At 67.2% G+C, this 11476-nt stretch carries 12 protein-coding genes and 1 pseudogene; 3 read left to right on the forward strand and 10 right to left on the reverse strand.

Annotated elements, in window-relative coordinates; translation table 11 throughout:
* Positions 1-136 precede the first annotated feature (136 nt).
* From ACLQ24_RS18410 to ACLQ24_RS18425, 4 genes are all read right to left on the reverse strand, one after another.
* Positions 137-748: a GTP cyclohydrolase II gene (locus tag ACLQ24_RS18410; RefSeq protein WP_365062663.1), complete on the reverse strand. Its 612-nt coding sequence runs from the start codon at positions 746-748 to the stop codon at positions 137-139.
* A complete protein-coding gene (locus tag ACLQ24_RS18415; RefSeq protein WP_365062665.1) occupies positions 745-1602 on the reverse strand; it encodes a class I SAM-dependent methyltransferase in 858 nt (285 codons plus the stop codon). The genes ACLQ24_RS18410 and ACLQ24_RS18415 overlap by 4 nt, the downstream gene beginning before the upstream one ends.
* 17 nt (positions 1603-1619) lie before the next feature.
* Positions 1620-2843: a hypothetical protein gene (locus ACLQ24_RS18420; protein WP_425892951.1), complete on the reverse strand. Its 1224-nt coding sequence runs from the start codon at positions 2841-2843 to the stop codon at positions 1620-1622.
* A gap of 62 nt (positions 2844-2905) precedes the next feature.
* Positions 2906-4354 carry an FAD-dependent oxidoreductase gene (locus ACLQ24_RS18425; protein ID WP_365062670.1) on the reverse strand — a complete coding sequence of 483 codons (1449 nt, stop codon included), beginning with the start codon at positions 4352-4354 and terminating at the stop codon, positions 2906-2908.
* Positions 4355-4731: 377 nt separating this feature from the next.
* On the opposite strand from ACLQ24_RS18425, the gene ACLQ24_RS18430 reads away from it, so the two are divergent.
* Positions 4732-5466 carry an HAD family hydrolase gene (locus ACLQ24_RS18430; protein ID WP_365062672.1) on the forward strand — a complete coding sequence of 245 codons (735 nt, stop codon included), beginning with the start codon at positions 4732-4734 and terminating at the stop codon, positions 5464-5466.
* Here the strand turns inward: ACLQ24_RS18430 and ACLQ24_RS18435 are convergent.
* Positions 5463-6731 carry a helix-turn-helix domain-containing protein gene (locus tag ACLQ24_RS18435; protein WP_425892952.1) on the reverse strand — a complete coding sequence of 423 codons (1269 nt, stop codon included), beginning with the start codon at positions 6729-6731 and terminating at the stop codon, positions 5463-5465. The two genes, ACLQ24_RS18430 and ACLQ24_RS18435, sit on opposite strands and share 4 nt — an antisense overlap.
* A gap of 188 nt (positions 6732-6919) precedes the next feature.
* Between ACLQ24_RS18435 and ACLQ24_RS18440 the strand changes: the two genes are divergently transcribed.
* Positions 6920-7507, forward strand: coding sequence for a class IV adenylate cyclase (locus tag ACLQ24_RS18440; protein WP_425892953.1), 588 nt, complete (start codon positions 6920-6922; stop codon positions 7505-7507).
* 73 nt (positions 7508-7580) lie between these two features.
* On the opposite strand, the gene ACLQ24_RS18445 is transcribed toward ACLQ24_RS18440, so the two are convergent.
* The 5 genes from ACLQ24_RS18445 to ACLQ24_RS18465 all read right to left on the reverse strand — a co-directional run bounded on the left by ACLQ24_RS18445 (position 7581) and on the right by ACLQ24_RS18465 (position 10725).
* Complete coding sequence (locus tag ACLQ24_RS18445; RefSeq protein WP_365062678.1) at positions 7581-8039, reverse strand: PPC domain-containing DNA-binding protein; 459 nt, start codon at positions 8037-8039, stop codon at positions 7581-7583.
* Between the two features lie 84 nt (positions 8040-8123).
* Positions 8124-8831, reverse strand: coding sequence for a creatininase family protein (locus ACLQ24_RS18450; RefSeq protein WP_425892954.1), 708 nt, complete (start codon positions 8829-8831; stop codon positions 8124-8126).
* Between the two features lie 20 nt (positions 8832-8851).
* Positions 8852-9664 carry an endonuclease/exonuclease/phosphatase family protein gene (locus ACLQ24_RS18455; protein WP_365062682.1) on the reverse strand — a complete coding sequence of 271 codons (813 nt, stop codon included), beginning with the start codon at positions 9662-9664 and terminating at the stop codon, positions 8852-8854.
* Between the two features lie 15 nt (positions 9665-9679).
* Entirely contained in the window at positions 9680-10279 is a 600-nt protein-coding gene (tmk, locus tag ACLQ24_RS18460; RefSeq protein WP_365062684.1) for a dTMP kinase, read from the reverse strand.
* Positions 10276-10725, reverse strand: coding sequence for a hypothetical protein (locus tag ACLQ24_RS18465; protein ID WP_425892955.1), 450 nt, complete (start codon positions 10723-10725; stop codon positions 10276-10278). Before ACLQ24_RS18465 ends, tmk begins: the two co-directional genes overlap by 4 nt.
* 164 nt (positions 10726-10889) lie before the next feature.
* On the opposite strand from ACLQ24_RS18465, the pseudogene ACLQ24_RS18470 reads away from it, so the two are divergent.
* Positions 10890-11476: pseudogene (locus ACLQ24_RS18470) on the forward strand (IS21 family transposase); the annotation flags it as partial.

The following is an 11476-nucleotide window of genomic DNA, read 5'->3' on the forward strand; positions in this document are numbered from 1 at the left end:
CCGCTGACCAGCGCCTTCGGCGCGCCACCATTTTGCTGCGGTGAACAGCCGGCCTGAAGGCCGTGGCCCGCCTGCTGCCCGCCGGAATGATACCGACCGGAGGCGGGCGCGGGTCGTGTCGGACTGGACATTCGGGTCAAGAAGCGGCGGCTCCGCTGCTGTTCAGATGTCCGAGCAGGGTGTCTTTCTGCCCGAGATAGTCCCGGTTATCGGGGGTGACGAAACCGGAGAGTGGGACACGGTCAACGGTGATCCCGGCGGTACGGAGGGCGTCGATCTTGTGAGGATTGTTGGTGGCGAGTCGGGCTGAAGCGACGCCGAGCCAGGCCAGAGCGCTTGCGGCGGGTCGGTAGTCGCGGGCATCGGTGGGTGCGCCAACGGCGGCGTTTGCAGCAACGGTGTCGTAGCCCTGGTCCATGAAGGTGTAAGCGCGGATCTTGGTAGCAAGCCCGATGCCGCGGCCTTCGTGGCACAGCATGTAGAGCAGGATCCCGTAGTCGGATGCGCCGATCATGCGCAGTGACGTGGCCAGTTGGGGGCCGCAGTCACATTTGAGCGATCCGAGCAGGTCACCCGTGGCGCAGGCGCTGTGAATGCGTACCAGCGGAGTCTGTTGGGCGGCGGGCTGAGGGCGGTGGACGGCGGCGAGGACCTCCTCAGGGCCGGTCTCGGGGCCGAAGGCATGCAGTTGGAAGTGTCCGTACGCGGTGGGGAGGTCACAGCCGGCGAGCCGAACGGTGGTGGTCATCTCGTCTCCTTCGCAGCGGTGCTGTCGGGTGTGGGCTTGTGGGCGATGAGCAGGACGTGTTCGGACATGCCGAGGAGGGAGGGTTCTGCCTCGACCCGGCGGATCGCCCGCAGGAGGAGGTTGCGGCGGTGTGGGTCGCGGAGGCGGTCGGCGAGGTCGGGCAGCAGTTTGGCGGCGCCTTCGACCGCGAGCAGGGCGTGTGGGAGTAGGCCCGCGGTGGTGGCTTCTGCCGCGAGGTCATTCGGGTTGTGGAAGTAGCCGGTGGTGAACAGCCGTCGATCACCGGTCGGGTTGCGGTGTTGGCCGTCGCGAAGATGCCGAGCCAGGATCGCCTCCACCGCCGGGTCGTCGTAGAGGTTCTTGGCGAGGTACTCCCAGGTGGTGTAGTAGCGGGACGTCGCTGCGGCGGCGACCACACCACCTGGGACGAGTACGCGGTACGCCTCGCCCCAGGCACGGCCACGGTCAGCGGCGTTGGTGAGGTGATACAGCGGGCCGAGCAGAAGAACGGCGTCGCAGCTGGCGGAGTCGAGCGGCACCTGGCGCGCGTCCCCGCGCGAGATCGAGGCCAGCGGCGACTCGGCGCGGGCGGACGTGGTGGCGGCTTGCTCCAGGTGCAGCGGGACAGGGTCCACGAGGTGGACGCGGTAGCCGTCCCCGGCCAGCTGAAACGCGTACGCGCCGGGTCCTCCGCCGACGTCGGCAACCGTTCCGGCTGGGGGAAGGTGGCGGGCCAGGATGTCGCGGGTGCGCAGGTACTCGATGTGGCGGCGCGGGTCGTTGAGGCGTCCCTGCTCGGCCCCGTGGGCGTAGAAGGCGAGGACCTCCGGAGTGATGCTGGGCGCTACGGTCACGTCGGGAGGGTGGAGATTCACGCTGCTGCCTCCGGTGCGCCATGCTCCAGGTCCGCGAGGAAGCCGTCCTGGAACTGTCGACGCAGGCGGGTCTGCTGTGCCGACATGATCGGGCCGCGGAAGCGGTCGAGAATCGAGGCGACGCTGCCGCCGATCGCCGGGCTGCTGCCGATGGCGCTGAGCAGCTTGAACTGCATCACGAGGTAGACCGGCGGACATTCACCCGAGCTGCCGAGCCGCGCTGGGGACCAGAATCCGAGGTGGTAGTCCAAGCCTGCCAAGGTCAGGCACCGGTTCGCGAGATCCATCTTGGTTCGCAACAGGGCCATCTCGTGGGCGGTGATGTCCCGGAGTAACGCCCTCAGCCTGAGGAGACCTTGCCGGCCTGGTTCGGATAGCCAGGTGAGGTTGTTCAGGTTCGCCGCAACCTGGCCGGGCGGCAGCAGTCCCGGCCGAGTCCACGGAGGCAACGCCGCCGGGCTGCCGGTGAAGCACTCCCGTAGCTGTGCGTAAGCGCCGGCGGCCACCTGATGAAGTTGGACGAGGAGGCGCGCGCAGGCGGTATCGAGGAGGAAGTCCCAGTCCGGAAGAGCGATCTTGAATCCGACTGGGCCACCAGCAGCGGACAGATCTGCGTCACCCGCCAGATGGCAGCCGGCGGGCAGCGGCTGCATACGGGGGGCGTCACGCATGAGCTGGGCGGCCAAGTGCGCGATGGGGTCCACCAGCGCCCGTCGTCGGTTGAGGTCGTCTACCTCGCCCAGCGGCACGATCGAGGCGTCGCGGTAGGCGGCGGCGGGCCAGCAGTTGAGGTGCCAGTGCATCCGCTTGTCCCACCACTGCCCGTTGTCGCGGTCGACCGTGTACGGGTCGTGGTTCGTGCCGATCATGAGCTGCGCCCCGTCGAGGTCGAACCGGCGCCGAGTCGAGGCGGCGTCGACGTAGCCGACGAACTGCCTACAGAACTTGAGCAGCGCCGTCAGCATGGCCTCGGGGACATCGCTGACCGACGACGCGATTACTCTGTCGTCGCCGACTGTGGCAAGCAGCATCATGTCGTAGACGCTGTGCGGGAATGCCTTGTCGATGACCGCGAGCCGGTCCCCGGATCGTCCGGCGGGATATTCGCGCAGGATGTTGGCGCCGTAATGGTCGCGGTAATGCGGGCTGAGGTTGCGCACGTCCGGTGGCGGCGCGGCGAATCTCGGCATGGGAAGGCTGGGAATGACCGGCAACGTCATCGCCGACTCCGGGTAGAGCGGCCCGAACCGGTCCGCGACCGGGCGACGAGTCGTGACGGCGGTCATGCCGGCATACCGGACGCGATGGCGTCGCCGGCAGCAACGCCCATCATGGCAGCCTGCACGATGCCCTGGGCGATCCCAGCGGCGTCGCCGACCACGTAGATCGGCAGGCCCCGCACCTTGCAGTCCTCGTCGACCGGGACCCGGTCCCACAAGAACTCGACCTCAGGCCCGATCACGAGAACATCGTCGACAAGGTCATCCACGGACAAGCCGGCGTCGGCGTGGTCCAGAATCGAGCCCATGACCCGGCGGAGGCTCTCGATAAGGCTGACGTGCTCGGCGCCGGTGAACAAGCTGTCAAGCCGGGCGGTAGTCAAGTCCTTGACGGACGGCTCGAACGTCACTGCCGCAGCCAACTCCGGCCAACTACGCGGCTCGGCCGTCTTGTTAATGAACGCGCGCAGACTCTGCGCCACCGGCCGGCCTCCGCTGAGCCGCCAGTAATCGGACAGGATCTCGGCCCGGACTTCGGTGCTGGTGCCGGGTCTGGCGAGCTGGCACAACAGGCCGAAGTTGGCTGCCAGTGAACGCCCCCCGGGAAGGCGTTCACTGGTTTCGTGCCCGTCGAGAGTGATCACCTCCCGCCCGAAGGAGCGCTGGTAGTTGGTGAACTTGATCCGACCACCGTTCGGGCCGCCGCAGAAACAGAACGTCTTCGTCTTACGGTCCACCCGCTCTAACTGGGTGATCTTCAGATCGGGGTGCTCAACGCCGATCGCGGCCAGCACCTCGGCCCTCGTCTCGAGACGCACGCCGAGCGACATGTCCGGCGCGATCGTCTGCACCCCGAACGTCGTCAGGAGGTTGTGAGTGCTGGTCACCCCGTGCCGGCCCGTGGCCAGCACCAGACGTGCCGTCTCGACGGTGACGAGGCCAGCGTGGGTCGCTACCGCCAGCGTCAGGCGGTCCCCCTTCAGGGCGACGGTGACAAGTTCCGACTTCTCCCAGACGGCCAGAGCGTCGTTGCGGAAGCCGTGCAGCGCCGTGAGCATGTCCCGGACCTGCGTCTCCCCCAAGACCGCGACCGGGTACTCCCGGATGGCCAGGCCGTTCCCGGCAAACGCCTTGATGACTGGCGCGCCAAGCCTCGTGCCACTCAGAATGGGTGGCTCTGGCAGTGGAGCGGTCAGGAACTGGAAAGCGCGCTCGCACAGTTCGTCGGCGCGGTCCTCACCGAAGTGATCGATCAGGCGGCGGCCGGATGGCAGCAAGCTCAACTTCACCCCGTCTCCGTAGTGCACACAGCCGCCAAAGCCACTGATCACATTGCAGATCCCGGCGCACCCCGTGCAACGCAGACCTCGGTCGACCGGGCACGGCCGATTCCGCATCCCCCGCCCGGCCTCCAACAGCAGCACCCGTAGGTCCTGGGCCTGGCGCACGACCTCGTGGGCACAAGCCAGACCACCCGGGCCGGCGCCGACGACGACGACATCGAAGAACATGGCAGACATTCCTTCCAACAGTCGCAGGGGATCGGAAGCGAACAGCCACCCCCGCGACCGGACGCGCTGCATGTCCACGGCGGCCCAGCAAATCGACAGCAGCTGCGGCCAGCGCGATGATCACCATGTAGGGCAGCAAAGGTGCCGTCCGGACAGCTATCTCCCAAGACTGCGAGGACGATCCGCCCCGGCCTTTCGGGGAAGGCTCACTTACAGTCGCCGACGTCGGGTGTTGTCGGACAGGCATGTCATCGGACTATGACAATCCACCGACACCCGCTGCCGCGACCGCGTCCGCGCCCGGCCGTCTCGGTCCGGCCGCGACCCCGGCGATGCTCGACAGGGTTAGCTGCCCGTACGCGTGCGACGATGCTTCTATGAACCACAGCAGCGCCGGCTTGGTCATCTGGGACGTTGACGGGACGCTCATCCCTGCGGACTTGCGCTGGCTGACGCGCGCGATCGCTCGTGCGTACGGCATCGCGCAGTCCGAGGTTGTCTTCCCTGACAAGAAGGTGCATGGGTATACGGACGAGTCGATCGCCATCGACACGGCGATCGCTTCGGGCGTGGACCCGGCAGACGCGGAGGCGGGCATACCCGCCTTCCGTCAGGCCATCGCCGCGGTCATGCAGGAGGGTCGGCAGGAGTTGGCTGAGGTCCAGCCGCCCTATTCAGGTGCTGCGGCGAGCATCGCGAAGCTGCACGATCGTGGCTTCATCCAGACTGTGCTGACCGGCAACCTGCGTTCGGCCGCCGAGGTGAAGCTCGACGTGGCGGGCTTGGACGATTTTCTTGATCTTCGCATCGGCGGGTTCGGGTCGGACGCGCGAGATCGCTTCCAGCTTCCGGCAGTCGTAGCTCAGCGCTACTCCGCGATCTACGGTGATCCGCTCGATTCCGCTCGAGCGATCGTCATCGGGGATGCGCCCAACGATATCGCTTGCGCACGTCACGCCGACTTTCGCGTTGCTGTTGTCGCTCACCGGCTTGGGCGTCGAGAGCTGGCATCCTACGAACCTGACGTGGTACTCGACAGCCTCGACCCGACGACGGTGGTGGCCGCCGTCAGTTCGCTGTTGAGTGCGGGCGGGACGCCGGCTGCTCGTTAGGCGGCCATCTGCTCCTCGAGTTCGAGGACAAGCGGCTCATCGCGCCATCGGTCCAACCGTTGTCGAGCTCGTTGGGCTCGAGCGATGCCTCGATGGTTCCCACCTGCTTTCAGCTGGTCGTAGGTGGCGCCAAGCAGGGTGCAGGATTGTTCGAGTTCGCCGGCGTCGGCGTAGGCGCTGGCGAGGTCTACGGCTGCCGCCAACGCGACGTTGGCGTTGGCGTGGTCGTGTTGCAGCATCTGTACCGCACTTTCCAGCACGGTCACCGCCTGGTGGGGCTGACCGAGAAGGAGATGGCACGTGCCCGCGTAGACGTGGAGGCGAGCGCTGCTCCAGTCGCTGTAGAGGCCGACACAGTCAACGGGCGACAAGTCGTTGACCGCTTCTTCTGCCCGCTTCAGGGCCGCCGCGGCCTCGCGGGGAAGTCGCAGGGCCGCGAAGGCTTGGGCCTGCTCGGCAGCTACTCGCGCCCGTGCGGGTGGACTGAGATCGGTGGACGCGCGGGCGGCCTCATCGAGTAGCCGCAGGCCGATCATGATGTCACCGTCTGCGTCGATCAGTGTGGCGGCTTCGGAGTGGAGGTTGCTCTCGAAGATGCGTGCCGTTGCGCTGATCCTGCGGCTGCCAAGCCTGTCGCCGAGCTGGCGGGCGTAGGCACAGTGAGCGAGCGCGAGGGCACGGTTGCCCTGCGCGCTCCACAGCCTGCTGGCGACGATCGAGGCTTCGGCGAGCATCGCTCCGATATCAGCGCGGATGGGAGCACGACCCGCTTTGCGATACAGCGTCGACAGGCAGTCACGGTGGGCCTCGATCAGACCCAGTAGCGCGTCGGGTGACACGGCCTGGCGCTGCTGGGCCAGCATGCTGGTGAGTGTGGAAAAGCTGTTCCACTCGCCCATCAGGTAGTCCGTTCCCGACGTGCGGGCGAGCGCCTCCGCAGCGGTGGAGGACGAGGGCTCAGCAGCCACGTGGCACGCCGTAGGGGCGGCCGTGCCGCTCAGCACGTGCCGGCTGCTGGCGAGCCGGATGCGATCGTATTCCCGGACCAGTCTGCCGCCGGTGCCCAACACCTCGTCGCTTCGGGCCCAGAAATCGCGGCCCACGCGCTGCCGGCCGGTCTCCACGTTCGCGATCGTGCTCCGTCCATAGCTCACCCGCGGGGCGTACGCCTCCTGCGTGTAACCAGCGGCTTTGCGGCTGCGGGCCAGCATTTGACCAAGAGCGATCCATGCCTTGGCCACGTCTTGTGGTGGCACGCTCGACATCAGCAGCTCCCGATGGGTACGAACGCTCGCGCGAGGCGAGGCAGGTTGGCGTGGGAGCACTGTAGTGCAGGTCTGTGATGCGTCAGCTACTCAGCGGCTTCATCCCACACTCTTCCGACAAAGTTCCGACATTGGCCTCGCGGTCGTCCGGACTCGCGTGACCTCCGATGCTCGTATGCTCCCTGTTCGTGACCCACGAGCCGGCCAACAATGATCACGAGATTGAAGCCAAGTACCGCGTCGACGACCTGCAGGGGTTGATCACGGCGCTCGCCCGGCGGCAGGTCGTGTTGACGGAGCCGTCGGTCCAGGACGACCAGGCGTACGCACCAGCCGGCTGGTCGTACGGAATGTCGAAGGTCGGCGTGCCGTTCGCGCGTCTTCGCACGCAGGAGGGGCGCCATCTGTTCACCGTGAAGAAGCCGATCGACAATGAGATGGCGTGCCTGGAGCACGAATGCGTGATCCTCGACCGTCACGCGATGCACGCTGCTCTGGCGACGATGGGTTGGGCGCCAACCGTACGAATCGTCAAGCACCGCCGAACTGGCGATTGGGACGGCGCGACGGTCTGCGTGGACGTCGTCGACGAGCTCGGCACGTTCGTCGAGGTGGAACGGGTGGTCAGCTGCCGGCACTCGGGTGAACAGGTGCAGCACGGACTCGACGCGATGATTCGCTCACTCGGTGTGCCAGTACGGCGGGTTGTGGACACCTACGACACGTTGATCTGGAATCTGACGAGCGCGGCCGTGAGGACGTCGGCCCCGTTCTGAGGTGGTCGAGTCCACGGATGTTGCCGCCCCGGCTGTGACGGCTGGAGACCTGGGCCGCCGCGCTCGACTGGCTTCAGGGGAACTGCAGGAGTGGCACGTCGTAGAGGTCGGTTTGGCGAACGCGGCTCATCGGTGGCTCAAGGATCTCCACGATGATCATCTCGGTGAGGAACTGGACAGTCGCGGCGAGCAGGTGGCTCGTGTGGGCGATGGCGCTGTGCGCTTTCAAGCCCACGGTGAGGTGGATGTGCGGCTGGATGGTGTCGGTGTCAGGATCGTAGGCGAGGGTGCCGCCACCGAGGGCCTCGATGTTGGTCACATGGACTTTGGACCAGACCGGCGCGTCGGGGTTGTCGAGGCGTTCGCAGGTGCCGACGATGTCCGCGGCCGCGAGGCCGGCGATGAAGGTGGGGATATAGCCCTGGCGGATGTCGTGGGCGCGGCAGGTGCGGTCGAGGGCGTCGTAGAAGTCTTCTCCGTGGTCGAATACCGCAACGATGGTGCGGCCGGGGACGACTTCGCGGCTGCGCAATGTGGGCTCCTTCGAGTTTCGGCCGGCGCGCGGTGAGCGCTGAGTGCCACCAGGAGGATCGTGTCGCGTGGCGCGAGTGTTGGCCTATTGACGGGTAAGCGTGGTGAGGGTGTCCGCGAAGCTGCGGGCAAGGCTGGCCAGCACCGCCTGCCCCTTGGCGTCAGTGGCCAACGATGGTTGCCCGACTACTCCGGTGCTCGTGTAGGCAGCCAAGCCGAGCGTCAGGAGATGTGGCCGTTCGGTGAGGTGATCGGCGGTTCCGAAGTCCGGGCTGACGGCATCCGGCGCGGCGTGGAGAAGGATCGACGTCTCGATCTCCCCGGCGTGCATGTCGTCGTGGGTGGTGCTGTCTAGGCTGGCGTCGCGGCGTGCTTGGTCCCAGTCCTGTCGACCTGGGAAGAGCGCGAGGCGTGGCCGGTCAGTGTTGGCCTCTTGGACGATGTTGGACAACACATAGTTGCCGCCGTGCCCGTTGACGAGAACGAGATGGTAGATGCCTTGCCCATGGAGGGACGCCACGACGTCGTTGATGATGGCGGTGAGGGTGGTCGAGCTGAGACTGACAGTTCCTCGCCACGCGGCGTGCTCGTGGGAGCAGGACAGAGTAAGTGGCGGAAGCAGGAACAGGTCGTAGAGTTCCGCGAGCGCGGTGGCGATGGCGCTGGCCACGATCGTGTCGGTGGCGAGCGGTAGATGCGAGCCGTGTTGTTCGAAGCTGCCGATGGGCAGGACGGCGACCGCCGCTTGGCGGCGAGCTTCGTCGGCCGCCGTGGCGATCGTCCAGAGGGTCACGCGCCTATTCTGCCGCTCGTCTAGGAGTACGTACGGGACGGCAAGCAAGCCACGACGTTGCTCGTACCGGCACCCCGTCCACCGGCGGCCGGTGCGTCGATGTCGGCGCTATGCGCCAAGTGGTCGGTGAGACCCTCAAGGCGAGGTTGGTTCAGGTAGGCGGCGGCTGCCAGGTGAGGCAGTAGCCCAGGGCCGGCATGGAGGTAGTCGAAGCGATATCCGTTTCCGGCCCGGCCGATCCAGCTGTGTGTCTGCACGTCGGGGTGCAGAGTCCGGTGGACGTCGCAGAGCCCGAGTGTGGCGAGGGCGTCGAGGAAGTCGTACTCGAAGGGTCGGAAGCCGGGGTAGCGGGGTTGGTGGTCGCGGCTGATGACGTTGTAGTCGCCGCCGACCACCAGATGGGCGCGGTCGGCGGTGGGTAGTCGGGCCAGGGTGTCGGTGACGGTGGTGAGGAAGGTCCGCTTCTTGGCGAGCTTGGCCGGTGCCCGGTCGCTGGAGGGGACGTAGAGGCCGAGGATCGTGACGGCGGGGTCGGTGCCGAGGATGACGGCGGGGGCCCGGCCAGGCAGGCTGATGCCCGCGGTGAGGTGCGGGGCTGGGCGGGTGGGGGTGCGGCTGGCGATGGCGCAGCCGCGGTCGCCGTCAGTCGATGGCTTGTGGGCGATGGACATCCCGGCTGCCCGCAGGCCGGTGAGCAGGTGCCGGGTGCCGGGTCCGTTGCTGGTTTCGGTCAGGATGATCACGTGGTCGTCGCGTTGCAGCAGCCAGGTCAGGAGCTTCTGCGCGCGGGCGAGCGCGGCGGCCTGCACGTTGATCGTCAGAATGGACAGCACGGTGAGCCTCGCTGGTCAGGGGCCGTCGGCGGGTAGCAGGGCGAGAATAGTGTCCACGACCTGTTCGGGGTTGAGGCCGTGGCAGGCGACGACGTGTTGGCGCCACTGCTGCCGGTGCAGGTGGGTGGCGGCGTCGCGGTAGAGGGCGAGTTCTTTCTCGGGCGAGCCGGCCAGTTCCAGCCTGGTCAAGTGTGGTCTAGCTGTCAGTCGGGTGCGGATGACCTCTGGGTGGTCTTCGAGGTAGATGACGGTGGCGGGCAGGACGTAGCGGTTGTAGGACCAGATCTCGCCGAGGTCGAGGCCGTCGATGCGTTGCAGCACCAGCGAGGAGGCGACGTACCGGTCGGAGACGACATGCAGTCCGTCGTCGAGCCGGGGGATGATCTCCGTTTCGATGTGCGCGGCGCGGTCGGCGGCCAGAGCGAGGGCCAGTGCCTTGCCGTGCAGGAAGGATTCCTGGCGGCGCAGGAGCTGGCCCAGGGGCGTGCGGGTGGGCTCGCCGGTCAAGTGGACCCCTGCCGGTCCGAGTTCGGCGAGGCGGTCGGCCAGGCGACGGGCGACGGTGCTCTTGCCGACTCCGTTGGGGCCCTCCACGGCGATGAACAGGCTGCTCACCCCTTGGCCAGGGACAACGGGAGCAGTCGACGGCCGGATGGGTCGGTGACGGGGCACTGCTCGGTATCGACATCGCCGATGCGGCCACCGGTGGCGATGACCGCGGCAGGGCAGCCCTTGCCGCACTGTCCGGCCAGCGCGCAGGAGCCGCAGGTCGGGTTGGCGCCGGGCCGGTAGCGGCCGTGGAAGTCGTAGACGTCGAGGCCGGTAACAACCTCACTATCGAGGATGTTGCCGGTGAGGAACTCGGTATCGCGATGCACGGAGGCGGGCGTGCGAGCGGCGAAGACCAGGTAGGGGCACACGGCGACCTGCCCGTCGACGAAGACGTAGATCAGTTTTCCCGCGTCGCATCCGCCCAGCGGCAGGTCCTCGTTGGGGAACCGGATGCGCACGAGGTCGACCTGGCCGGCGAAGCGGTCGGTCACGGCCGTGATGGCGTCCATCGCCGCCGTGGTGGCGGCGAGCTTACTGCTGTCGGGGTACGGCCTGGAGTGCAGAGCTAGGTACAGCTGATCTTGCAGAGGTGCGCACTGTTTGTCCGTCGCCGTCGGGTGACTGAGGGTGAGGCTGCTCGGGTCGTGATCGGACCGGTGTGGGGCGGCTGGCGGTGGGGGCGTTGGATGAGCAGCGGTGGCTGGATGTGCGCCGGTTCCGGGCGTTGCACGAGGCTGGTGCGAGTGTCTCGGAGATCGCTCGTGAGACGGGCCTGAACTGGCGGACGGTGAAGAAGTATCTGGCTGCTGGTGGCGGCGAGGTGGTGCCGCCGGTTGCGGCGCGGCCGGCTCGCGGGCAGTTGATCGATGTGTTCGCGCACGTTGTCGATGCGTGGTTGCGGGCGGAGTTGCTGCTCAAGGGCACGGTGATCCATGAACGTCTGGTCGAGCAGTACGGGTTCACCGGTAACTATCAGCGGGTGAAGTTGTATCTGCAGCAGGCCCGGCCGCGGATCGCCGCAGAGTTGGGGATCAGTCCGGATCAGCTGGCCGGGCTGCACCGCCGGTTCGAGGTCGTCCCGGGTGCGCAGGCGCAGGTGGACTGGGGCGACGAGGGCGGCATCCTCGCCCACGTCGGGATCGCGAAGGTGTACTCGTTCCACATGGTGTTGTCGTACTCGCGGGATCCGTTCTGCTGCTTCACCACCAGCCAGGACCTGGCCGCGTTCTGGGAGTGTCACCAGCGGGCGTTCGCGCACTT

This window comes from Micromonospora sp. DT4 (assembly GCF_049841675.1).
Lineage (GTDB): Bacteria > Actinomycetota > Actinomycetes > Mycobacteriales > Micromonosporaceae > Micromonospora.